Source organism: Cohnella sp. GCM10027633 (assembly GCF_042675445.1).
Classification (GTDB): domain Bacteria; phylum Bacillota; class Bacilli; order Paenibacillales; family Paenibacillaceae; genus Cohnella.
The window spans coordinates 146,919-168,120 of record NZ_JBHTGV010000003.1 but is presented as its reverse complement, the minus strand read 5'-3'; the positions used below and the strand labels follow the sequence as shown (position 1 = coordinate 168,120).

At 58.0% G+C, this 21,202-nt stretch carries 22 protein-coding genes and 1 riboswitch; of the genes, 20 read left to right on the top strand and 2 right to left on the bottom strand.

Annotated elements, in window-relative coordinates; translation table 11 throughout:
• Positions 1 to 47: 47 nt before the first annotated feature.
• The 14 genes from ACFQZG_RS09875 to coaD all read left to right on the top strand — a co-directional run bounded on the left by ACFQZG_RS09875 (position 48) and on the right by coaD (position 13,752).
• Positions 48 to 1,865, top strand: coding sequence for a DAK2 domain-containing protein (locus ACFQZG_RS09875; protein ID WP_378151907.1), 1,818 nt, complete (start codon positions 48 to 50; stop codon positions 1,863 to 1,865).
• A gap of 31 nt (positions 1,866 to 1,896) precedes the next feature.
• On the top strand, positions 1,897 to 2,748 hold the full coding sequence (locus tag ACFQZG_RS09870; RefSeq protein WP_378151905.1) for a DegV family protein: 852 nt from the start codon (positions 1,897 to 1,899) through the stop codon (positions 2,746 to 2,748).
• Between the two features lie 23 nt (positions 2,749 to 2,771).
• On the top strand, positions 2,772 to 4,823 hold the full coding sequence (recG, locus tag ACFQZG_RS09865; protein WP_378151903.1) for an ATP-dependent DNA helicase RecG: 2,052 nt from the start codon (positions 2,772 to 2,774) through the stop codon (positions 4,821 to 4,823).
• Between the two features lie 101 nt (positions 4,824 to 4,924).
• Positions 4,925 to 5,212 (top strand): stage VI sporulation protein F, encoded by a 288-nt coding sequence (locus tag ACFQZG_RS09860; RefSeq protein WP_378151901.1) that lies wholly within the window; start codon positions 4,925 to 4,927, stop codon positions 5,210 to 5,212.
• Between the two features lie 62 nt (positions 5,213 to 5,274).
• A riboswitch (TPP riboswitch) is annotated at positions 5,275 to 5,388 on the top strand.
• 116 nt (positions 5,389 to 5,504) lie between these two features.
• A complete protein-coding gene (locus tag ACFQZG_RS09855; protein ID WP_378151899.1) occupies positions 5,505 to 6,509 on the top strand; it encodes an ABC transporter substrate-binding protein in 1,005 nt (334 codons plus the stop codon).
• 26 nt (positions 6,510 to 6,535) lie between these two features.
• The gene (locus ACFQZG_RS09850; protein WP_378151897.1) at positions 6,536 to 6,838 is read left to right on the top strand and encodes a thiamine-binding protein; all 303 of its coding nucleotides are present in this window, start codon (positions 6,536 to 6,538) and stop codon (positions 6,836 to 6,838) included.
• Positions 6,828 to 7,613, top strand: coding sequence for an ABC transporter permease (locus ACFQZG_RS09845; protein WP_378151895.1), 786 nt, complete (start codon positions 6,828 to 6,830; stop codon positions 7,611 to 7,613). The genes ACFQZG_RS09850 and ACFQZG_RS09845 overlap by 11 nt, the downstream gene beginning before the upstream one ends.
• Positions 7,610 to 8,401, top strand: coding sequence for an ABC transporter ATP-binding protein (locus tag ACFQZG_RS09840; RefSeq protein WP_378151893.1), 792 nt, complete (start codon positions 7,610 to 7,612; stop codon positions 8,399 to 8,401). Before ACFQZG_RS09845 ends, ACFQZG_RS09840 begins: the two co-directional genes overlap by 4 nt.
• Positions 8,402 to 8,793: 392 nt before the next feature.
• A complete protein-coding gene (locus ACFQZG_RS09835; RefSeq protein ID WP_378151891.1) occupies positions 8,794 to 9,498 on the top strand; it encodes a glycoside hydrolase family 73 protein in 705 nt (234 codons plus the stop codon).
• Between the two features lie 117 nt (positions 9,499 to 9,615).
• On the top strand, positions 9,616 to 11,220 hold the full coding sequence (locus ACFQZG_RS09830) for a Kelch repeat-containing protein (protein ID WP_378151889.1): 1,605 nt from the start codon (positions 9,616 to 9,618) through the stop codon (positions 11,218 to 11,220).
• Between the two features lie 214 nt (positions 11,221 to 11,434).
• Positions 11,435 to 12,133, top strand: a complete 699-nt coding sequence (locus ACFQZG_RS09825) for a hypothetical protein (RefSeq protein ID WP_378151887.1) — start codon at positions 11,435 to 11,437, stop codon at positions 12,131 to 12,133.
• Between the two features lie 215 nt (positions 12,134 to 12,348).
• The gene (locus ACFQZG_RS09820) at positions 12,349 to 12,657 is read left to right on the top strand and encodes a hypothetical protein (protein ID WP_378151885.1); all 309 of its coding nucleotides are present in this window, start codon (positions 12,349 to 12,351) and stop codon (positions 12,655 to 12,657) included.
• Complete coding sequence (rsmD, locus tag ACFQZG_RS09815) at positions 12,618 to 13,250, top strand: 16S rRNA (guanine(966)-N(2))-methyltransferase RsmD (RefSeq protein WP_378151883.1); 633 nt, start codon at positions 12,618 to 12,620, stop codon at positions 13,248 to 13,250. Before ACFQZG_RS09820 ends, rsmD begins: the two co-directional genes overlap by 40 nt.
• Complete coding sequence (gene coaD / locus ACFQZG_RS09810) at positions 13,225 to 13,752, top strand: pantetheine-phosphate adenylyltransferase (RefSeq protein ID WP_378151881.1); 528 nt, start codon at positions 13,225 to 13,227, stop codon at positions 13,750 to 13,752. Before rsmD ends, coaD begins: the two co-directional genes overlap by 26 nt.
• Positions 13,753 to 14,030: 278 nt before the next feature.
• Here coaD and ACFQZG_RS09805 read toward each other — a convergent pair whose 3' ends face one another.
• Complete coding sequence (locus ACFQZG_RS09805; protein ID WP_378151879.1) at positions 14,031 to 15,263, bottom strand: nucleoside recognition domain-containing protein; 1,233 nt, start codon at positions 15,261 to 15,263, stop codon at positions 14,031 to 14,033.
• Positions 15,264 to 15,353: 90 nt separating this feature from the next.
• Positions 15,354 to 16,610, bottom strand: coding sequence for a nucleotidyltransferase (locus tag ACFQZG_RS09800; RefSeq protein WP_378151877.1), 1,257 nt, complete (start codon positions 16,608 to 16,610; stop codon positions 15,354 to 15,356).
• Positions 16,611 to 16,798: 188 nt separating this feature from the next.
• Between ACFQZG_RS09800 and ACFQZG_RS09795 the strand changes: the two genes are divergently transcribed.
• The 6 genes from ACFQZG_RS09795 to fabD all read left to right on the top strand — a co-directional run bounded on the left by ACFQZG_RS09795 (position 16,799) and on the right by fabD (position 21,200).
• Positions 16,799 to 17,320 carry a YceD family protein gene (locus tag ACFQZG_RS09795; RefSeq protein ID WP_378151875.1) on the top strand — a complete coding sequence of 174 codons (522 nt, stop codon included), beginning with the start codon at positions 16,799 to 16,801 and terminating at the stop codon, positions 17,318 to 17,320.
• Between the two features lie 36 nt (positions 17,321 to 17,356).
• Positions 17,357 to 17,530, top strand: a complete 174-nt coding sequence (gene rpmF / locus ACFQZG_RS09790; RefSeq protein WP_378151873.1) for a 50S ribosomal protein L32 — start codon at positions 17,357 to 17,359, stop codon at positions 17,528 to 17,530.
• Between the two features lie 155 nt (positions 17,531 to 17,685).
• Positions 17,686 to 18,255 carry a transcription factor FapR gene (fapR, locus tag ACFQZG_RS09785; RefSeq protein ID WP_378151871.1) on the top strand — a complete coding sequence of 190 codons (570 nt, stop codon included), beginning with the start codon at positions 17,686 to 17,688 and terminating at the stop codon, positions 18,253 to 18,255.
• Positions 18,256 to 18,270: 15 nt separating this feature from the next.
• Complete coding sequence (gene plsX / locus ACFQZG_RS09780) at positions 18,271 to 19,275, top strand: phosphate acyltransferase PlsX (protein WP_378151869.1); 1,005 nt, start codon at positions 18,271 to 18,273, stop codon at positions 19,273 to 19,275.
• Positions 19,272 to 20,258, top strand: coding sequence for a beta-ketoacyl-ACP synthase III (locus ACFQZG_RS09775; RefSeq protein WP_378151867.1), 987 nt, complete (start codon positions 19,272 to 19,274; stop codon positions 20,256 to 20,258). The genes plsX and ACFQZG_RS09775 overlap by 4 nt, the downstream gene beginning before the upstream one ends.
• Before the next feature lie 12 nt (positions 20,259 to 20,270).
• A complete protein-coding gene (gene fabD, locus ACFQZG_RS09770) occupies positions 20,271 to 21,200 on the top strand; it encodes an ACP S-malonyltransferase (RefSeq protein WP_378151865.1) in 930 nt (309 codons plus the stop codon).
• Positions 21,201 to 21,202 lie beyond the last annotated feature (2 nt).

The window sequence follows — 21,202 nt, the reverse complement described above, 5'->3', positions numbered from 1 at the left end:
CGAGGGCGGCTGCTTTCGATCGTAGAGACAGGAAGGGGAATTCATCATTGAGCAAGCGCTACTTGAACGGATTCGAATGGGCGGCCATGGTCGTGAACGGCGCGAATCGGTTGTCCGCCAACGCCGAGCGCGTTAACGCCCTGAACGTGTTTCCCGTGCCGGACGGCGATACGGGAACGAATATGAATTTAACGATGTCGGCCGGCGTGGCCGAATTAACCAATAAACCGACCGACGATGTCGGCAAGGCGGCCGAGGTATTATCCAAAGGTCTGCTTATGGGCGCGCGAGGCAACTCCGGCGTCATTCTGTCGCAGCTGTTCCGCGGGTTCTCCCGCGCGGTCGCGGGCGGGCGGGAGCTGAACGTCCCGATGTTCGCCAACGCTTTGCAGCAAGGAGTTGATACCGCTTACAAAGCGGTCGTCAAGCCGGTCGAAGGGACGATCCTGACCGTCGCGAAGGAAGCCGCGCGCCACGGGCTGCTCGCTTCCCGCCGCACTTCGGATATCGTCGAATGGATGGGCGAGGTGCACGCGAAATCCCTCGAGACGCTCGCGCGCACGCAGGAGATGCTGCCGATCCTGAAGCAAGTCGGCGTCGTCGATTCCGGCGGCCAAGGCTTGGTGTACATCTACGAGGGCTTCCTCGATTACTTGCGGTCGGGCGCATCGCCGGATTCGGCCGGCGAGCCTTACGTCGCGGCCCCGACGCCGCAGGCCGCGCCTACGTTCGCGGCTAAGCCGGCGATACCGGCCGCGGCGGTCAACGCATCCGCGCAGTCGAAGATCGCGACGGAGAGCATCGAATTCCCGTACGACATGGAATTTTTCATTCAACGTTACTCGACCTCGGCGCCGTTCCCGGAGCGCGCGTTCCGTCAAGCGCTCGAGCGCGACGGCGATTCGATCATTCTGATCGAGGACGACAACATCGTGAAAGTCCACGTTCATTCGCGCCGCCCGGGCGACGTGATGAACGCGGCGATCGCTTACGGCCACATTACGCACATTCATATCCTGAACATGCAGGAGCAGCATCGCGAGCTGCTGCAGCCGCAAGCCGAGCAGGCTGCGCCTCATCAGGCCGCGCCGAGCGCGGCGGCCGTCCAACCGACGGTCGATTACGCGCTGCCGGGCGTCGTCGCTCTGCCTTCGATTGCTCCTTCGCCGGAGAGCGAGCAGCCGAACCCCGACGCCTACGAGATGGCCGATTACGGCGTCGTCGTCGTGAGCGTGGGAGAGGGCAACGCGGAGCTGTTCAAGAGCCTCGGCGTCGATATCGTCTTGTCCGGCGGCCAGAGCATGAACCCGAGCACCGAGGATTTGCTCGGAGCGATCGCGTCCTTGTCGGCCCAGCACGTCTACGTGCTGCCGAACAATCCGAACATCGTCATGGCTGCGAAGCAGGCGGCCGAGCTGGCCGAAAGACCCGTAACGGTGCTGCCGACCCGCACGATACCTCAAGGCTTGGCGGCGATGCTCGCGTTCCAGGAGAACGATTCGGAAGCGACCAACACGGCGCGCATGACCAAGGCGGCGCAACGGGTCGTCACGGGCCAAGTGACGCAAGCGGTCAGAGACACGGTCATGGACGGCATCGACATCAAGGACGGCCAATATATCGGCATCAAGGACAAGACGATCGTCGTATCGTCCGCTTCGCTCGAAGACGCGTGCCGCCTATTGGCAGCCGCGCTTCTCACTCCGGACAGCGACATGATCACGGTTCTTACCGGCGAAGGCGCCGACGAAGAGACGACGGATCGGCTCTGCGAATGGTTGGCCGCGCAATATCCCGACGCCGAGGTCGAAGTGCACGAAGGCGGACAACCGCTGTATCCGTATTTGTTCGCGGTAGAGAATTAAAGATCCGAATACGCGAATGGAGGACGAGCACATGGCTAACGTTGCACTGGTAACCGACAGCACCGCGGATATTCCGCTCGCGGTGCGCACCGAGCTGGATATCGCGATGGTGCCCTTGAGGGTCATCATCGGCGGAGAGACGTATCTCGACAATATCGAGCTGACGCCTAAGCAATTTTACGAGAAGCTGACGTCTTCGAACGAGCTGGCCAAGTCGTCCCAGCCATCGCCTTCCGACTTCCTCGAGACGTTCAAGAAGCTTCTCGAGCAAGGACGCCCTGTCGTATGCGTATCGCTCTCCTCGGTACTCAGCGGCACGTACCAATCCGCGCTCATCGCCAAGTCGATGCTCGACGACGACGCGGACGTTACGATTATCGATTCGCGGTCCGCGTCCTACGGCTACGGCATGCTCGTCGTCGCGGCGGCCAAGATGGCGCAATCCGGAGCGTCCAAGGATCAGATCGTCGCCGAAGTATTGAGGATGCGGGAGTCGATGCGCCTCTATTTTCTCGTCGATACGCTCGAGTACTTGCAGAAGGGCGGCCGCATCGGCAAGGCATCGGCCGTCATCGGCACGCTGCTGAACATCAAGCCGATCCTGTCGATCGACGACGAAGGCTACGTCTACCCGTTCGAGAAGGCGCGCGGACAGAAGCGGGCGGTCGCCCGAATCGCGGAACTGCTCGAGGAGGAGTTCAAGGGCGATCCGGTCAATCTGACGATCGCCAAGACGCCGGGCTTCGAAGCGGGCGTGGACGACATGGCGGAGCTGCTGAAGGGTAAGCTCAACGTCGCGCAATATCAAGAAACCGAGATCGGACCGGTTATCGGCGCCCATGCCGGACCCGGGACCCTCGGCCTATTCATCATCCGGGCATGAAGTAACGTAAAGAGGTTGGTCTTATGACATCCCCATTATTCGAGACCCCACTGGTGAAACTTCAAGGCGTGAGCTCCAAGAAAGCGGAGGAGCTTCACGCCTTAGGTATTTCATCGGTAGGAGAGTTGATCGAGCATTACCCGTTCCGCTACGAGGATTACCGGATCCGTTCGCTCGCCGAGGTGAAGGACGGGGAGAAAATCACGGTACAGGGCACGATCGCCGCGATGCCTACGCACCAGCGGTACGGAGGTAAGTCGCGGCTCATGTGCAGAATGACGGTCGAAGGCATGCTGCTGACGGCGGTCTGGTTCAATCGCGGATTCCTGCAAGAGCAACTGACCGTCGGGCGCGACATTATCGTGTCGGGCAAGTGGGAAGGGCGAAGGCGGCAGATTACGGTCGCGGATTCGGAATTCCCGGATCGCGGCGCTTCGAAGTCGGGTACGCTGCAGCCGGTCTACTCGATCGGCGGCACGATTACGCAGGCTTACATGCGCAAGGCGATCGACAAGGCGCTGACGCAATACGGAGCGCTCATTCCCGAGCTGCTTCCGGCGGAGCTCGTCGACCGTCACGGGCTCATCCCGCGGAGAGAAGCGATCATTCGCATCCACCGGCCGGAGAACACCCATGAGGGGCAGGAAGCGCGCCGACGCATGGTATACGAGGAGCTGTTCCTGTTCCAACTCAAGCTTCAGGCGTATCGGGTGACGCATCATAAGCAACAGGTCGGCATCGTCCACCCGGTCGACAACGACGATATTCGAGGCTTCGTCGGGCGGCTGCCGTTCGCGTTGACCGATTCGCAGAAGCAGGTCATCAACGAAATCTTGCACGACATGAAGCAGCCGTTCATGATGAACCGGCTGCTGCAGGGCGACGTCGGCGCGGGCAAGACGGTGGTGGCGGCGGTCGCGCTGTACGCGACGGTGAAGGCAGGTCATCAAGGCGCGCTGATGGTGCCTACGGAGATCTTGGCGGAGCAGCACGCGCGCTCGCTCGGCAAGATGTTCGAGCCGCTCGGCATCCAAGTCGGTCTGCTCACCGGCAGCATGACCGACCGCAAGCGGAGGGACGTGCTTGCCTCGCTGCAGATGGGGCTGCTCGACATCGTCGTCGGGACGCACGCGCTTATCCAGGAAGACGTCTTCTTCCGCAGCCTCGGGCTCGTCGTGACGGACGAGCAGCACCGGTTCGGCGTTAACCAGCGCAGCATTTTGCGTCGCAAAGGGATGAGTCCCGACGTGCTGACGATGACGGCTACGCCGATTCCGCGTACGCTCGCGATATCGGTATTCGGCGATATGGACGTGTCGACGCTCCGGGAACGTCCGAAGGGACGTCTGCCGATTCGGACGTTCTGGGTGAAGAAGGAGATGATGGACCGCGTGCTCGGCTTCATCCGCAAGGAAGCGGAAGCGGGCCGTCAGTCGTTCTTCATCTGTCCGCTGATCGAGGAGTCCGAGAAGCTGGATGTCCAGAACGCGATCGACCTTCATATGCAACTGCTGCAGTCGTTGCCGGAGCTGACGGTCGGCTTGCTCCACGGGCGTATGTCCGCCGCCGAAAAAGAGGCGACGATGGGCGCCTTCGCCGCCGGAGAGACGACCGTGCTCGTCTCCACGACGGTTATCGAGGTCGGCGTCGACGTGCCGAACGCGACGCTCATGATCGTCATGGACGCCGATCGGTTCGGCTTGTCCCAGCTCCACCAGCTGCGCGGCCGCGTCGGCCGCGGCGCCCACCAATCTTATTGCATTCTGATCGCCGACCCGAAGTCCGAGAACGGGCAAGAGCGTATGAAGGCGATGACCGATACGGACGACGGCTTCGAGATTTCGAGGCGCGACTTGGAGCTGCGCGGTCCGGGCGAGTTTTTCGGGACGAAGCAGAGCGGCATGCCGGAGTTCCGGCTCGCGAACTTGCTGAACGACTTCGAGGTGCTCGAGCAGGCGCGTGACGACGCGGCCGAGCTGACGGCGAAAGAATCGTTCTGGAGCTCGCCGTCTTACCAACCGCTCAGGGATTACTTGCAGCGGGAAGCGGCGGAGCAGTCCGAGCCGCTTGACTGACGCCTCTAAGCGTAAGAACCGGGCCGATGCCGCTGTCATGATCCGCCAACCCTCGGCATAAGATGAACGGAATAGCTGCCGAAAGGGGGCATACCGGGCAAATGAGCTGGCAGAAGCACGGCATACGGCCGGATTTCGTGGAGCGGGTCAAGACGAAGATGAAAAATCCCGCCGTCAAGGAACGGATCAAGGCGCAGTTGGAAGGCGTGACGAAATACGATTTGCAAGACCGCGTGAAAGTGCGCAAATGGGTCAAGTCGTTCGCGCGCATCTTGAACGAGCCGCTTACGGACGCGCTGGAGGAGCAGTTGGTCGGCTTCGTGATCTCTCAGAAGATCGACCCGAACAATCCGCTGCACTTGATCAAGTTATGGTCGATGTTCCGATAAAGGATAGACAACGCGGGATCCTTTGTTATAATAAGGGAGATAGTCGATAGGCATTATAATCGAATAAGCCCCGGGGGAGCTGGAGCAAGGCCGGCTGAGAGTGCATCCCAATGTAGATGCAGACCCTTATACCTGATCTGGTTAGTACCAGCGTAGGAAGGTGGGAGCATGGCGGTTCAACCGTCGTGCTATACGTCGTTGTCATTGAGACGCCCTCCGGAATCGGGGGGCGTTATTTTGTTTATCGTGCCGCTCGAACTGTCTGAATCGCAATCGGGAGAGGGAGAGAAGCATGTACGGAACGAAGAAGAGTTGGACAAGGTTAGGGGTGCTCGCGATCGCGGGGACGATGCTGCTGGCGGGCTGCGGCGGCAACGACAAAGAGACGGCGGAGGGCGAGCTGCAGAAGGTGACGCTCGTGCTCGATTGGACGCCGAACACGAACCATACCGGCTTGTACGTGGCGCAGGAGCAAGGCTTGTGGAAGAAGCACGGCCTCGAAGTCGAGATTATCCAACCGCCGGAAGCGGGGGCGAGCGCGCTCGTCGCGGGGGGAACGGCGGAATTCGGCATCGGCGCGCAAGAGAGCATGATTCTGGCGCGGGAGCAAGGGCTGCCGCTCGTCTCGATCGCGCCGATCATCCAGCATAACACGTCGGGCTTCGCTTCGCCGGTCGACCGCAATATCAAGGAGCCGAAAGACTTCGAAGGCAAGACGTACGGAGGCTGGGGATCGCCGGCAGAGGAAGCGGTCATCGGCTCGATGATGAATGTGCAGGGCGCGGACGTGAAGAAGGTGAACTTCGTTAACGCGGGCTCCGCGGACTTCTTCACGGCCGTGAAGAAGGACATCGACTTCGAGTGGATTTTCTACGGCTGGACCGGCATCGAGGCGGAGCTGCGGGGCGAGCCCGTCAACATGGTGTATCTGACCGATTACAGCAAGCAATTGGATTACTATACGCCGCTTATCCTGACGAGCGAGAAGGTCATCGAGGACAAGCCGGACGTCGTGCGCGCGTTCCTCGCCGGCGCATCCGAAGGGTATCAATACGCGATCGACCATCCGAACGAGGCTGCGGACGTGCTCATCAAGGCGGTGCCGGAAGTTAACGCGGAGCTCGTGAAGGCCAGCCAGAAGTGGCTCAGTCCGAAGTACAAGGACGACGCGCCGCGCTGGGGCGAGCAGAAGCTGGAAGTATGGTCCGGTTACGGGGACTGGCTGATGCAGAACAAGCTGATGGAGAAAGACCTCGATTACGACGCGATGTTTACGACCGAATTTTTGCCTAAATAAACAAGAGCCGAAGGAGCTGTTCTCAGATGGCGCAAGCGATGTTAAGCATTCAGATTTCGCCGCGGGTCAATCCGGGCGAGGAAGTGATTCCGTACGTGGATCGCGCGATCGAGATTATCAAGTCTTCGGGCGTCGTCTACCGCGTCGGTCCGATGGAGACGACGATGGAAGGCGACGTCGACGAGCTGATCGGCATCGTGAAACGGATGAACGACGCGATGTTCGAGATGGGCAGTCCGCAAGTCATCTCCCATATCAAGCTCGCGATCAACAAGGCGGGAGAGGCGTCTATCGCCCGTCAACTGAAGAAGTATCCGGATGGGCAATAACGCGCTGCGAACGATCGGGCTGCCGGTCGCGGCGCTGGCCGCTTTCATCGGCATCTGGCAATTGTATTGTTATTTATCCGGTATTGCCGAGTACACGCTGCCTTCGCCTTCGGACATTGCCGTCCGAATGGCAGAGGACCGCGAGCTGTTATGGATGCATTTCAAAGCGACGCTGGCGTTGGCGCTAATGGGGCTGGGCCTAGGACTCGTCGTCGGCGTCGCGCTCGCGATGATCATCCATGTCGTCCCGCTGCTGCGCGAGGCGCTTGCGCCTCTGCTCGTCATCTCGCAGAACGTTCCGCTTATCGCGCTCGGTCCGCTGCTCATGATCTGGTTCGGTTATTACTTGACGCCGAAGCTGATCTTGCTCGTCATCGTCACCTTCTTCCCGGTGACGTTGTCGATGCTGACGGGACTCGGGCAAGCCGAACCGCACTTGCGCGAGTACCTGGGGATGATCGGGGCGACTCGCTGGGAGAAGCTGAAGCGGCTGGAGCTCCCGGCATCGCTTCCCTATATGTTCTCCGGGCTGAAAATCGCGGCCACGTACGTCGTGTCCTCCGCCATCGTCGCGGAGTGGCTCGGCGCGAACAAGGGAATCGGCTATTACCTGCAGTTGAAGTTCAAAGGGTTCGACATGCCGGCGATGTTCGGTTCGATCGTCTGCATCGTGGCGCTAAGCATCGCGTTCTTCGGCGTCGTCGCGCTGCTCGAGAAGCTCGTCATCCGGTGGCGCCCGCGCTCCCGGGGCGGATGGAAGGCGGTGTCGAGATGATCGGATCTTCGAATGATATCGCGGGTCGGGCCGACAGACTCGTCGTCGAGCGTCTGTCCAAGGCATACATGCGCGGCAAAGAGAAATTCCCCGTATTGAACGAGTTGTCTATTCGAGTCGGCGCGGGAGAATTCGTAACGCTGATCGGACCTTCGGGCAGCGGCAAGTCGACGCTGTTCCGCTTGATCGGCGGCGTCGAACGGCCGGACGGAGGGTGCGTGCTCATCGACGGCAAAGAATCGACCGGCAAGCGCGGCCTTATCAGCTACATGCCGCAGCAGGCCGCGCTGTTCCCATGGTTGACGGTCGAGGGCAACGTATCGTCGGCGCTCGTCACGTCGGGGACGCCGAAGCGGGAAGCGAAGCGACAGGCTGCGGATTGGCTGGCGCGCATCGGCATGGCGGGCGTCGCCGGGGAGTATCCCCACGTCCTGTCGGGCGGCATGCAGCAACGCGTGTCGTTCCTGCGCGCGCTGCTCATGAAGCGGGACTTGATGTGTCTCGACGAGCCCTTCGCGGCGCTCGACGCGCTGACGCGAGCGGACATGCAGAAGTGGCTGCTCGAGCTGTGGGAGGCGGATCGCCGGTCCGTTCTGTTCATCACGCATAGCATCGAAGAGGCGCTGCTGCTGTCGGACCGCATCTACGTGCTCTCGCCCGCTCCGGCTCGCGTCGTACGCGAAATCGTCGTGCCGTTCGAGAGACCGAGGCGCGGCGACGTCTGGACGGATCCTGCGTTCATCTCGCTGAAGCAGGAAGTGTTGGCGCTGTTGGAAGGAAGGCATTAGAGGTTTTTTATGAACAACACCCCCGCTTGGCTTTTGCCGGGCGGGGGTGTTCGTTGTTATGCGTTACTGGTACGGATATGAAAAAAGCAATGTCAGAGGACATTGGCTTTGTCTTCTTCGATAATCGGCTCTTCGTAAGGTTCGCGGTCTTCATCGTAATACATAGATTCACCTCCATAGGATAGAGTGTAACGGCGCAGCGTTAAGGGGAAATGAAGCGGACGTTTCGGGGCGGTTAAATATAACGGGACGGGCACTAGTGTTTATACCCTATACATATGCGAATGAACCAAGATATTCGTCATGGAAGTAGTAGAACTCGTAGAAGAAGCCGTTACGCATTCGGACAAACTTCCATATGATGAATGAAAGAATAGTAGGGGAGGTGGAGGATGTTGGCGAGTTATACCAAGTACGGTTCGGCTACGTTCGTAGAGCTTGTTGCTCCCGTCGTGCGGCGGGTTCGCCTGGAAGGGGGGACGTTGTTCCCCTCCGTCTCGATCGCTCAGACCTGGTTGGAGACGGGAGGCAGCGTGCCCTCTTGGAACAACCTCGGCGGATATAAGGTCGGCAGCGGCAGGTTGACGCCTTACTGGGACGGAAGCAGCGTCAACACGGCGACCCGAGAAGTGTACAACGGAGTTACGGTGAACACGACGGCGAACTGGCGCGCGTATGCGTCGGCGTATGCTTTTTTCAAGGATCAGGCTCTGTTGTTCAACGCTCCGCGCTATGCGCCCGTTCGCGCGGCGCAAACCCCATCGGAGCAGGCGAAGGCGCTGCAGGTCAGCGGTTATGCCACGGATCCGCGCTATGCGGACAAGTTGATCAATATCATCGCGAATTTCGGATTGACCCGATACGATGCGCCTTTGGTGGCGGAGGAGGATTTACCGATGACGAAGGAAGAGAAGGCCGCGTTCGATGCGCTGGCGTCGCGCGTGGCCAAGTTGGAACTGAAGGGGCCAGCGCCGGATTGGTTCATCGCGGAGTTCGGCAGTACGGACTTGGGCGGGTTGATAAAGGATCCCCGGTTCAGCGAGGAAGGTTGGCGGGCGATCGCGGTGGTGCTTAGGGCGATGAAGCGGGGGGCGTAAATGTTGTTGTAGGGGGACAATAAATTAACCCGGGGCATTTGTTCTCGGGTTATTTTTGCATGCGCGAAAAGCCCAAATAACCACGACAACGATATTTATCTGCGGAATAGGCTGAACGTGGAGTGGGCAAAGAAAGAAGGTGTATTAGCTCTCGTAAATTATCTAATCTTCAATTTTAATGCAGAAAAATGTGGAAAAATAGACTGTTTGTTTCCTGTCGATTACGTTACGATTTTGATTGATTATTTCACAACAAACGGAGGATACAAAATGAAAAGGTATTCACTGGCTCTTAAAGTCATTTTGAGTTTCGTCATCATGTTTAGTTCTTTGCTAGTTTCAATTACATCCGCAAGCCAAACCTATGGATGGGCTAATAAGGCGAATATGCCTGTAGCTCTAGCCGGAGCTGCGGTGGTGGAGCATGGTGGAAAAGTATACGTGTTTGGGGGATCATACGGCAGTAGTGCGGTAGGAGCAGTTGACGGAACGAAATCTGACAAGACTTACGTGTACGATCCATCGAATAATACTTGGACTGCAAAAACAAGTATGAGCAAAGCACGAACAGCTGCGAGAGCTGTATCACTAAATGGTAAGATTTATGTAATCGGAGGGTACGATAGTAATCTTGCCTACCTTCGTTTAGTTGAAATTTATGACCCAGCAACGGATGCATGGTCATTAGGACAGGAAGTCCCGTCAGGGCGTGCATGGGCTGGAGCTGTTGCATCGGGGGGAAGTATTTACTACTTTGGCGGACAAAACTATTTATATGAAGGCTCAAAAGAAGCGTATAGGTATGATCCGGCAAGCAATACTTGGACAGCCCTTCAAAACATGCCATTTTCATCTAAAGCTACTGGTGCAGCAGACGTCAATGGTAGAATCTTCATTATTAGCGATACAACAGATAGGTTAGTATGGGAGTATGTGCCTGGAACAAATTCATATACGACCAAACAATCCTTACCTGCTTTATATGGCGGTTCTACAGCTGTATTAGGAAATACGATTTATACGTTTAGTAATGGACCTTCTGGGGCTGTTCACTTATACGATATAGCAAACGATACATGGAGCACTTCGTTCAATATGAAGAATAAAATAACCTCCTTCGGAACGGCGACTATAGATGGGGAAATCTACGTAGTTGGGGGAGGCACTGTAGTAGCGGGCGAAATAACAAACGAGACATTATTGCTTATTACGCTCGATGGTGTGTCACTGACTGCTACAGGTGCCGACAATAGCAATATCTTGACTTGGACAGTCTCGCCTAATGCTACTTCCTACGTCGTAAAAAGATCTACACAATCGGGAGGGCCGTATACTACACTTGCTTCCAATTTTAGTGGAAGTACTCTTACGGATAATGATGTGGAAGTGGGAGTAACCTACTATTATGTGGTCACAGCTACCAGTTCCGGTGTCGAAACCGAGAATTCGAATGAAGCATCGGCAACGCCTACTTCTGAAGGTAGAGCACTTCTTACGATTTATATATCTGGAGGTCAGATTAAGGAGTATGACCTGTCAGAAGTTGAATTGAATGCATTTTTGAATTGGTACGATGCTAAAGATTTAGGTGCCGGCCCGGCGAAATATGCATTCACAAAGACATGGAATAAGGGGCCATTCAAGTCGCGTACCGAATATGTGATCTTCGATAAGATCCTTACGTTCGATGTTGATGAATATGAAGCGCCAGATGAAGAGTAGGAATAACGCCCAGGGGCCTAGGCTCTTGGGCGTTATTCTTTTATCCGGTTCTTAGGGCTTGGTATCGGGAAGGAAACAAACCTCCTTGATACCAATGTTTCCATAATTTTGATTTCAACCTTCCAGAATAATGTAATTAATTGTCGAAAAACAGTCTGTAAATGCTTGTATTTTCATCTTATGATGTAGTCACTACGTTATAGGAGGGGTTCAAATGAGAAAGATATTTAGTTTTGTTTTATGCTTTTCTCTTATTTTTTCGCTTTTCACATTCGGGGACAAGGCTTCAGCTTATGAAGGAGGGTTAATTGCACCCAATCCGCTGAAAGATTATGTAGATACCATCACTGATGAGTATACAGACAATAATGAAAACACTAGTGCAGGAATACATGGAAGCAACTACGTTTGGTATGAATTTGCCTCTGCAACTACAATTACTGCATTTAAAATGAAAGCAAACTACGATGTAGATCTATTGTTGTATGATAGTCAAAATCTATTAATTGATACCGTCCATTTTCTATGGAATAACAGTACTGCTACTCAACATGTTTCGCTTCCTCAACCTATAAATAGCGTTTACAAAGTAGTATTCAAACCGAAAGTAGCAATGACGATATGGGAATTAGATGTTTTTGGTTATCCTACTCCGACAGAACCGGATACGGGACGCGTTATCCTGACGATTAACATCTCCGGAGGACAGGTCAGAGAATACGACCTTTCAACTTTAGAATTGAATGCCTTCCTCAATTGGTACGATGCAAAGGATGCAGGAACCGGGCCATCTAAGTATGCGTTCACGAAAACATGGAATAAGGGTCCCTTTAAGTCGCGTACAGAATATGTAATCTTCGATAAGATCCTTGCTTTCGATGTTGATGAATATGAAGTGCAAACTGAAGAATAATGAAATCGCCCAAGGTCTCGGCACTTGGGCGATTTTTATATGTTGCTGGAGATCTAAAGATAACAAATGGTTCCTGAGGGTCATATTTAACTCGCGGGAGAATGGGTTCGACCTAGCGGATATCGTGAAGGAAGAGGATAGTAACTTGCCGATACGCCCCGATTTATATGGGTTTAAAACAAAAAGTCGAGCCCCGTATCGCTACGGGGCCCTTCATGGGAGAGGAGAAACCGGACGAAGAGCTTATGGGGAAACGTAAGTCTTCTCCGCGGTTATCCCCGACGCCTCTCGGCGCCGGTACTATCATTGTGACCCGGGCGGAGGAAAATATACGTAACGGCGGAAAAAAAGTAACGGATGCGCGCTTGCGGGACGCGCGACTTCATATATCGATCTTTTGCGCGGCGGCGGATTATGGTAACATTACTGACAGCTATGAAAGCGCATTGCAAGACGCAGCGCAGAACGATCAGGGGTTGAATACGTGCGAGTCATATCCGGACAAGCCAAAGGGCATCCGCTGAAGGCGGTACCGGGCAACAATACCCGTCCGACGACGGACAAAGTGAAGGAATCGATGTTCAGCATCATCGGCCCGTATTTCGACGGGGACCGCGTGCTGGACTTATTCGCGGGTACGGGCGGACTCGGCATCGAGGCGCTAAGCCGAGGGGCGGACCACGCGGTATTCATCGACGCGAACGCGAAAAGCATCGAAGTAGTTAAAGGAAACTTGGCATCGACTCGGTTGGCCGGCAAAGCGGAAGTGTATCGCAACGACGCGAGCCGGGCGCTGAAGCTGCTTGAACGACAGGGCAAACCGTTCGATCTGCTGTTCCTCGATCCGCCTTACGCGATGACGAACTGCGGGGAGTTGCTGCTCGAAGCCGCGTCGAGAGGCCTTGTCGCCGATAGGGCGATCGCAGTCGTCGAGCACAGCCCTGAAGTGAAATACGAAGAGAACTACGGTCGATTCGAGCGGACGAGACACGTCGTGTACGGCGATATCGCATTGTCGATCTACCGCTATATCCATGAAGCCGAGACGGAGCATGCCGACGTCGACACGGCCACGAAGGAGGAAGTATCGGATGAGTCCCCATCAGACGAATCATGAGCCGGAGCATCGCATAGCGGTTTATCCGGGCAGCTTCGATCCGGTAACGTTCGGCCATCTCGACATCATTCGAAGGGCGGCGAAGCAATTCGACCGTCTCATCGTCGCGGTTCTCAATAACACGTCCAAAAGCCCGCTGTTCAGCGTGGACGAGCGCAAAGAGCTGCTCGCCGACGTCACTCGCGATCTGCCGAACGTGGAGATCGACAGCTTCCGCGATTTGCTCGTGAGATACATGCGGTCGCGCAGGGCGCAAGTGATCGTGCGCGGCATCCGTTCGGTGACCGACTTCGAATACGAGCTGCAGATGGCATCCACGAACCGGCAGCTGGACGAAGGCATCGAGACGGTGTTCATGATGACGAATCCGAAGTATTCGTACCTAAGCTCCAGCATCGTGAAGGAGATCGCCAAGTTCAACGGACCGGTGCAAGACCTCGTGCCGCCGGCGATCGAGGCCGCGTTACATAAGAAGTATGATGCGGGTACGGTCAAGCCGTAAAGAGCTCGCGCGAAAATACAAAGCTGCCCATTCCGGCGATCGAGCCGGCGGGGCAGCTTTTTCGTCTGTTCGGCGGACAGGAGGGGCGTTATTCGTTGATAGTCGGCTGGGTTGGGGGTTGTCGCGGACTCAGGAGCCCTTATTCGTAACGCACCAGTCGTTGGCTAACGCTTTCTAGGCGAATAGGATCTCTGGTGTCCGATAGCATGGAGAAGATGGGTGTTTTGCAAGAAATAGAGGCTTCCGTGTCCGCACGGAGTCGGTTAATAGAGAATGAGTTACTTCTCCCGCCTCTCAGGCTTCCGCGGACGAATGAGCGCGGCGGTCAGCGCGAGCAGAAGGAAGATCGCGAAGCTGACGAGCGTGACGGCGATCGTATCGGGCAACCGTTCCCAACCGCTAGGCCAAGGAGCGGCGGAAGACCACGCTTCGAGCGAGGCCCAGCGGGTCGGCCATAGCGCGTACAGGAAATCGGACACCGGCTTGGACGTGAGCGTCAATGCGATTCCGTACGTGAAGAGCAGCGCGATCGCGCCGTGCAGCAGCCTGCCGCAGATCAGTCGGGCCCAAGGGAACTTGTCCTTCAATCCGAAGGCGGCGCGCGCCTGCAGCAAGCCGCTCCAGCCGCTCCAGGCGAGCGCCGCGGCGAGCAGCGCGGCAGCGGACACGGGGGCGGCGGAGAATAGGGCGGATCGGCTGCTCTCGTAGGCGCCGAGATGCATCTCGTATAGTCCGGGGAAAGCGATCCAGAGATCACTGCCGGGAATCCAAGTCTGAATAAGGCGGATAACGACGGCGCTCATCATCATGAGTCCGCCGATCGTCATCAGCGTCGCGACGGTGTGGGTGACGGAGTCGGCCAATTGCTTGCCGAACGGCCGACCGTCGTCTTGACGGGCTTCCAGGGCGGCTCGGAACGCGCGCCGCAGCAACGCTCGAGGTTCGCGCACCGGCGACGAGGGGAGCTTCGGCGACTTGGGCTTGGCGATTCTCGCCCATAGAACGCCGGAGACGATGGCGGACAGCCATAAGCCGAGCGCGATCGACCAGCCGAGCGGTGCGGAATGAAGGAAGCCGCAGCCGACGACGAGGATGACGAGGAACGGATTGGGCAGGTGGGAGACGAGCAGTACCGTATCGACGTCCTCGTCCCGAAGCATGCCGCGCTCCTTCAGTCTCGCCGCTTCTTTCGCGCCCGCGGGTATGCCTGCCGACCAGCCGAAAGCGATCGCCCAGCCGGACGTTCCGGGAAGCCGGAACAAACCGCGCGTGAGCGGTTCAGCCATGACGGCAACGCCGTGCAGCAATCCCGACGCGGCTAGCAGGTCCGCGAGCATGAGCGGCGGGAGCAAGCCGGGGAACACGTTCTGCCACCAGATTTGCAAGCCCGTCAAGGAGGCGCGGAACGCTTCCCCGGGCGAATAGACGATGCCGGCGACGACGAGAAGAGACACCAAGCCCATCGCCACCGATAAGGCGGCGTAACGTCTGCGGTTCGTAGGCTTGTCCATGGACGCAAAACTCCCCTCGGGCGGAAATACATTACAATGTACGTACCGAGGGGAGAGGATAGACCAACATGTCCCGATTTCGCCTAAGCGTCAGCGAACTTGAATCGGCGGCTTCTTATAGTCCAGCAGCGGATCGGCCGCGCTCGCGTCCCGATACGCGAGAGCGTACATCGCCGAAGCGCGAGCGTCGAGCGCCAAGTAGGGCCATTCGCCGCGGGCGGCCGAGTCGACGACGGGCACCGAGGCGGACTTGCGCATTCTCCCGAGCAGTTTGCGGCCACGGTCGGTGAAGCCGAGTACGCGCACATACTGCACGCCCGCCGCCAACCGGTCCGGCGCGAGCAATTCCTTGCCGTGCCCGAGCAGAATCCGAAGCAGCGTCCGCTGCAGCTTCGTTCGCGTGTACCGCTTCGTCTTCAGCGCGTCGAGCAGCGCCCCGACGGACAGCTCGCCTAGCTCCGGCAACGCGCCGCGAATGCGATGCTCGAGCCCTTCGGTCACTTCGGCGAATTCGCCGAGCGCCGCCGCATCCAACCCGTACAGCCGGTGGAACAACGGCCGGGCATAATGCTCCCAGCTCAAGGGAGCCCTTCCCGCGTCGATCTCCCGGCGCAGCACGCCGAGCGTCGTCTCGGGCACGTAGGGCGCCAACTCGTCCAGCGAACCCGCAATCATACCCGCGCCGGGATCGCCGAACAACACTTTGCGCAGAGCAGTGGCGCTGGCGATGCGAACGTCGGTAATGTCCGTCTGTCCGTATTCGGATTTCTCGCGGCGGACGCTGTAAGGAACGATACGGCTGCCGAGCTTCCGAAGAGCGATTAAATAATGAAGGCCGAGCGTATGATTCGGCTGTTCGAGCGAGAAGGCGAGATGAGACAGCCCACGATCGCGCAAATACGACTGCGCCGCTTCCGCGAACGCCGTCGGATACGGCAAGCCTTGCTTGAGCCGCGCGCCGAGCTCGTCCGAGAACGAAGCAGGCTCCTCCGCGAGCAGCGACGCCACCGCGTCGAGCGCTTCGATGTCCCCGCTCTCGCTGCCGAAGCAGAGCGAATCGACGACGCCCGTCGCTTCGAGCGTCGCGACGGCGCCGTAGGCGAACCATTGAGCCGGCTGCGCGCTATAGGCGACAGGCAGCTCGAGCACCAGATCGCACCCCGCGAGAAGCGCCATTTCGGCGCGCGCCCACTTGGAGGCCATCGCCGGCTCCCCGCGCTGGAGGAAGTCGCCGCTCATGACGGCGACGACGGCGTCCGAGCCCGTTATTTTCCGCGATTGCTGTAAATGATAGAGATGACCGTTATGAAGCGGATTGTATTCTACGACTATGCCTACGGTTGACATGCGGGGCTCCTTTGACGCGATAATGGTAATGCCGTCTGCCACAATATAACACGGGGCTGTCAAATAAAGAAACGAACCGCTCCGCCAAGCGGAAACGAAGATGCGGACAAAGTTCTGTCGCGCTGAAATTGTTGACAAAAGTACGGGAAACTCGATATAATAATTTTTGTTTGTTTGGAGTGATAACATTGTTGCTTAACGTACAAGAGCTCGTAGCCCGGCAATTGCCGGTTCAACTGCAAGGGACGCTCGACGCGGCGGACATCTTGCGCGGCAACGCGGATTACGTTCCGCTCGGCCCGCTCGAGTTCAAGCTGACCGCGCAGCCCGCTGACGACATCATATTCGTCAACGGACAGCTCTCCTGCAACGTACGCCTGCAATGCTCGCGCTGTTTGGATCAGGCGGAGAAGCGGTTCGTCCTATCGTTCGACGAACAGTACAAGATCGTCGAGGATCCGGAAGCCGAGTTCGATGAGGAAGACGAAGCCATTCCGGTAGCGGCGACCGATCGGATCGACCTTGCGCCTTTCTTGGCCCAGGAGCTGATCGTCCAATTGCCGTACGCGCCCCTGTGCAAGGAAGATTGCCAAGGGCTGTGCCCGGAATGCGGTGCGAATCGAAATGAACAATCGTGCGGCTGCAACACGGAGAAGATCGATCCCCGTCTCGCGGCGCTACAAGATTGGTTTAAACCCCAGCAAGAGTAGTCGTAAGCTCAGGACTCTGATAAGGAGGTGGGAACAATGGCAGTACCTTTTGGAAAAACATCTAAATCCCGCAAAAACAAGCGTCGGACGCACTTCAAATTGGTCGTTCCGGGCATGGTGAAATGCGATAACTGCGGCGAACAAAAATTGGCGCACCGCGTTTGCAAAGTATGCGGTACGTACAAAGCTCGCGAAGTCATCAAGCAATAATGCTTAAGCGCGTCAGGAGCGGCGGCGGAGAAAACGTTACCGGCCCATAATGGGCGGGAAGGCGATCTCCTCGTTGCAACCGGGCGCGTTTTTCTTTATACTCTTTTTGGCACCAGGTATTAGAAGCTATACATAATGGAAAGCGGTGGTGAGCGTTGGAACGGCTTCCGAAACGACAGCGTCACCAGGAGCTTAGCCGGCTGCTGGACGATAACCCGTTCCTCACCGACCGGGAGCTGACAAGGCTGCTGAAGGTCAGCATCCAAACGATTCGATTAGACCGGCTAGAGCTCGCCATACCCGAGCTTCGGGAAAGACTGAAGCTGATGGCCGAGCGATCGCACGACTCCGTCCGGTCGTTGCCTCTTCACGAGGTGATCGGCGATATCGTCGACCTGCAGCTCGACAAGAGCGGTATCTCGCTGTTCGAGATGAACGAAGAGCACGTATTCTCCCGCAGCGGCATCGCCAGGGGCCATCACGTATTCGCGCAGGCGAATTCGCTGGCCGTGGCGGTCATCAACGACGAGATCGCGCTGACGGCTTCCGCCGACATTCGCTTCGTCCGTTCGGTCAAGCTCGGGGAGAAGTGCATCGCGAAGGCGTACGTGAGATCGAGCGGCGGACAGAAGGCCAAAGTAGACGTATTCACTTACGTCGGCGAAGAAATGGTATTCCAAGGGAATTTCGTTATATACCGATCCGCGGGGGAATCGAAAACATAAGAGGAGTGACCTGCATTGCGGATTGCGATAGATGCGATGGGCGGCGACCACGCCCCCAGGGCGCAAGTCGAGAGCGCTCTTACGGCCGCGGCCGAATGGCCGGACACCCAATTTATTCTTGTAGGCAAGCCGGAGGCGCTGACCCCGCTGCTCGGATCGAATCCGCCGTCCAACGTGACGGTAGAGCCGGCCGAGGAAGTCATCGAGACGGGCGACGAGCCGGTTAGAGCGGTCAGACGCAAGACGAATTCGTCGATGGTCGTCGCCGGCCGCCTCGTGAAGGAAGGCAAGGCGGACGCGATGATCTCCGCCGGCAATACGGGCGCGCTCATGGCGGTCGGCCTGCTCGTGCTCGGACGGATGAACGGCATCGATCGTCCGGCGCTATCCCCGATGTTCCCGTCTACCGACAACGTCGGCGTGCTCGCGCTCGATATGGGCGCGAATATGGACGCGAAGCCGGAACACTTGTTACAATACGCGTTGATGGGGACAATCTATAGGGAAAAGGTGCACGGCTTGAAGCGGCCGCGCATCGGGCTGCTGAACGTCGGCACGGAGCAAGCGAAGGGCAACGAGCTGACGAAGGCGGCGTTCGACCTGCTTAGTCAAGCGCCGATCAATTTCGTCGGCAATATCGAAGCGCGCGACGTGCTCAGCCGCGCTTGCGACGTCATCGTCTGCGACGGTTTCTCCGGCAACATTATGCTGAAGGCGTTCGAAGGCGCCGCGACGACAATCTTCTCGTTGCTGCGGGAAGAGCTGACGTCGTCCTGGAAGTCGAAGCTCGCCGCGGCGATCTTGAAGCCGAGCTTCCGCCGGGTCAGAGACCGGATGGATTACAACGAGTATAACGGGGCGCCGCTTCTCGGCGTTAACGGCCTTGTCGTGAAAGGCCACGGTTCGTCGGACGCCAAGGCGATGAAGACGGCCATCCGTCATACGCGCACGGCGATCGGCAACGGCCTGATCGCGGCATTATCCGAAGAATTCAGCGGAAAGCGAGACGAACGCGCATGAAAGACCTATCCGTGGGCATTCTCGGCACGGGCAAGTACGTGCCCGACAACCGGCTGACGAACGCGCAACTGGAACAGATCGTAGAAACGAACGACGAATGGATCGTCACGATGACCGGAATCAAGGAAAGAAGGATCGTCTCCGAAGGGCAGGCGACGTCCGACTTGGCTTACGAAGCGTCGGTGCGGGCAATCGCCGCGGCCGGCTTGACGGCGGCGGACATCGACCTGATCATCGTCGCGACGATAACGCCCGACATGTTCTTCCCTTCGACGGCTTGCCTGCTTCAAGAGAAGCTGGGAGCCAAACGAGCGGCCGCTTACGACCTGTCCGCGGCTTGCTCCGGATTCATATATGCGCTAGCGAATGCAACCGGATTCATTAAAATGGGCATGTACAAGCACGTTCTCGTCGTCGGGGCGGAGTCCCTGTCGCGAATTACGGACTATAACGACCGCAATACGTGCATTCTGTTCGGCGACGGAGCCGGAGCCGTCGTGCTAGGCGAAGTTCCGGAAGGACGCGGCTTCAAGTCGTTCGAACTCGGCGCGGACGGATCCGGCGGCGAGCTGCTGCGCATCTGCGGCGGAGGTTCCCGTCTTCCTTCCACGGAGCAATCGGTTGCCGATCGCCGGCACTTCATCGAGATGAACGGCCGCGAGGTGTTCAAATTCGCCGTCCGCATCATGGGCGGCGCGGCGGAAGAGGCGCTGGCCAAAGCCGGCCTCGGGAAGGAAGACATCGATCTTCTCATTCCGCACCAAGCGAACATCCGCATCATTCAATCCGCGCTCGATCGTCTGAATCTGACGAGAGACAAGTGCATGGTTAATATCGACAAGTACGGCAACATGTCCGCCGCGTCGATTCCGGTCGCGCTGGCGGAAGCCGTAGAGGAAGGCAGAATCAAGGAGGGCGATCGTCTCGTCTTCGTCGGCTTCGGCGGCGGATTGACGTGGGGCGCGTCCGTAATGATCTGGTAGGGGGAATCTAGCTTGGGTAAAATCGCATTCGTGTTTCCCGGCCAAGGCGCGCAAGCGGTCGGCATGGGACGGGACGCCTACGAGAGCAACGCGGAAGCCCGCGACATCTACGAACGCGCGGACGCGGCGCTCGGCTTCCCGATCAGCAAGCTGAGCTTCGAAGGTCCGGAAGAGGAGCTTCGCCAGACGGCGAACACGCAGCCGGCGCTGCTCGCGACGAGCGTGGCTCTGCTGGAAGCTTACCGCTCGCAAGGCGTGAAGCCGGACTACGTCGCGGGACATTCGCTCGGCGAATACAGCGCGCTCGTCGCGGCCGGCGTGCTCGCGTTCGAGGACGCGATCCGGCTCGTCCGCGCTCGCGGGCAATTCATGGAGCAAGCGGTGCCTAGCGGGCAAGGCGCGATGGCGGCCGTGCTCGGCGCGGAGCGCGATGCTCTCGCGGCGCTGTGCGCGGACATTACTGCAGGAGCGGGCGTCGTCGAACTGGCGAACGTCAACTGCCCGGGGCAGATCGTCGTATCCGGCTCCGCGGAAGGCGTTGCGGAAGTCGTAGCCCGCGGCAAGGAAGCCGGCGCGAAGCGCGTCATTCCGCTCGAGGTGAGCGGACCGTTCCACTCCAGCCTGATGCGCCCGGCGGCGGACAAGCTGTCGGCGGAGCTGGTGAAGGTCGCGTTCGGCGACGCTTCGGTACCGGTCGTGGCGAACGTGCACGCGAAGCCGGTCACAAGCGGCGACGAGCTGCGCGGCTTACTCGTGGAGCAGGTCGTATCGCCCGTGCAATGGGAAGACACGATCAAGTTCCTGATCGCGGAAGGCGTCGACACGTTCGTCGAGATCGGCTCGGGCACGGTGCTCGCCGGCTTGATCAAGAAAGTCGACAAGTCCGTTCAAGTCGTGTCGGTCAATACGGCCGCGGCGGCAGCGGGCGCGATCGCGCAATAAGC

Excerpts from the sequence above, each read along its gene's own strand:
- ACFQZG_RS09775 (WP_378151867.1), top strand. The coding sequence starts at position 19,272 with ATGAAAGACCTATCCGTGGGCATTCTCGGCACGGGCAAGTACGTGCCC.
- coaD (WP_378151881.1), top strand. The coding sequence starts at position 13,225 with ATGAGTCCCCATCAGACGAATCATGAGCCGGAGCATCGCATAGCGGTT.
- ACFQZG_RS09855 (WP_378151899.1), top strand. The coding sequence starts at position 5,505 with ATGTACGGAACGAAGAAGAGTTGGACAAGGTTAGGGGTGCTCGCGATC.
- ACFQZG_RS09850 (WP_378151897.1), top strand. The coding sequence starts at position 6,536 with ATGGCGCAAGCGATGTTAAGCATTCAGATTTCGCCGCGGGTCAATCCG.
- ACFQZG_RS09800 (WP_378151877.1), bottom strand. The coding sequence starts at position 16,610 with ATGTCAACCGTAGGCATAGTCGTAGAATACAATCCGCTTCATAACGGT.
- ACFQZG_RS09835 (WP_378151891.1), top strand. The coding sequence starts at position 8,794 with ATGTTGGCGAGTTATACCAAGTACGGTTCGGCTACGTTCGTAGAGCTT.
- ACFQZG_RS09845 (WP_378151895.1), top strand. The coding sequence starts at position 6,828 with ATGGGCAATAACGCGCTGCGAACGATCGGGCTGCCGGTCGCGGCGCTG.
- ACFQZG_RS09820 (WP_378151885.1), top strand. The coding sequence starts at position 12,349 with ATGGGAGAGGAGAAACCGGACGAAGAGCTTATGGGGAAACGTAAGTCT.
- ACFQZG_RS09825 (WP_378151887.1), top strand. The coding sequence starts at position 11,435 with ATGAGAAAGATATTTAGTTTTGTTTTATGCTTTTCTCTTATTTTTTCG.
- ACFQZG_RS09840 (WP_378151893.1), top strand. The coding sequence starts at position 7,610 with ATGATCGGATCTTCGAATGATATCGCGGGTCGGGCCGACAGACTCGTC.
- recG (WP_378151903.1), top strand. The coding sequence starts at position 2,772 with ATGACATCCCCATTATTCGAGACCCCACTGGTGAAACTTCAAGGCGTG.
- ACFQZG_RS09870 (WP_378151905.1), top strand. The coding sequence starts at position 1,897 with ATGGCTAACGTTGCACTGGTAACCGACAGCACCGCGGATATTCCGCTC.
- rpmF (WP_378151873.1), top strand. The coding sequence starts at position 17,357 with ATGGCAGTACCTTTTGGAAAAACATCTAAATCCCGCAAAAACAAGCGT.
- ACFQZG_RS09805 (WP_378151879.1), bottom strand. The coding sequence starts at position 15,263 with ATGGACAAGCCTACGAACCGCAGACGTTACGCCGCCTTATCGGTGGCG.
- ACFQZG_RS09860 (WP_378151901.1), top strand. The coding sequence starts at position 4,925 with ATGAGCTGGCAGAAGCACGGCATACGGCCGGATTTCGTGGAGCGGGTC.